Raw genomic sequence first — 605 nt, 5'->3', positions numbered from 1 at the left:
GAAGCTTCGCTCGACCACCCAGCGCCGCGGCAGAACCTTGAAGCCGGGCTCGGCATCGGCGCGACGGACCACCTCGATGACGAAGTCGAGGAAGGCGGCCTTGTCCATCAGCCGGAGCCGGTCGTAGGCGCCGTCGGCGAACAGGTGCTTGACCCAGGGCCAGCGCTTGCGGATGCCGTCGAGAATGGCCTGGGCCCCCGCGCTGTCGGAGATGTCGGCGGGGGTGAGGTTGACCATCAGCAGCCGGCCATCGGTATCGACGGCGATGTGACGCTTGCGGCCGACGATCTTCTTGGCCGCATCGTACCCCCGCGCCTCGGCGTGTGGCGCCTTGACCGACTGGCTGTCGATCACCCCCGCCGAAGGCGAAGCCTCCCGTCCGACCCGCTCACGGTCGCACATCAGGCACAGGTCATGGATGGTCCGGAACAGGAAGCGCCGCATCAGTCGGCGGAACCACCAGTAGACGGTCTGCCAGGGGCCGAAATGGATCGGCAGCATCTCCCAGCCGCAGCCCGACCGCACCAGGTAGCGCAAGGCATTGATCACCTCCCGCAGATCGACCTCTCGCGGCCGGCCCCGGCGCGACGGCTTGGGCATCAGCG

Annotated in this window: 1 protein-coding gene; it reads right to left on the bottom strand. The window is 68.4% G+C overall.

Features of this window, described 5'->3' with window-relative positions; genetic code table 11:
* The coding region (locus FFK22_RS42120; RefSeq protein ID WP_143957036.1) for an IS5 family transposase at nucleotides 1–605 on the bottom strand (605 nt) is incomplete at both ends.

Source organism: Mycobacterium sp. KBS0706 (assembly GCF_005938675.2).
GTDB lineage: Bacteria > Pseudomonadota > Alphaproteobacteria > DSM-16000 > Inquilinaceae > Inquilinus.
The sequence above is the reverse complement of the archived record's forward strand: the minus strand, read 5'-3'. Positions and strand labels throughout refer to the sequence as shown.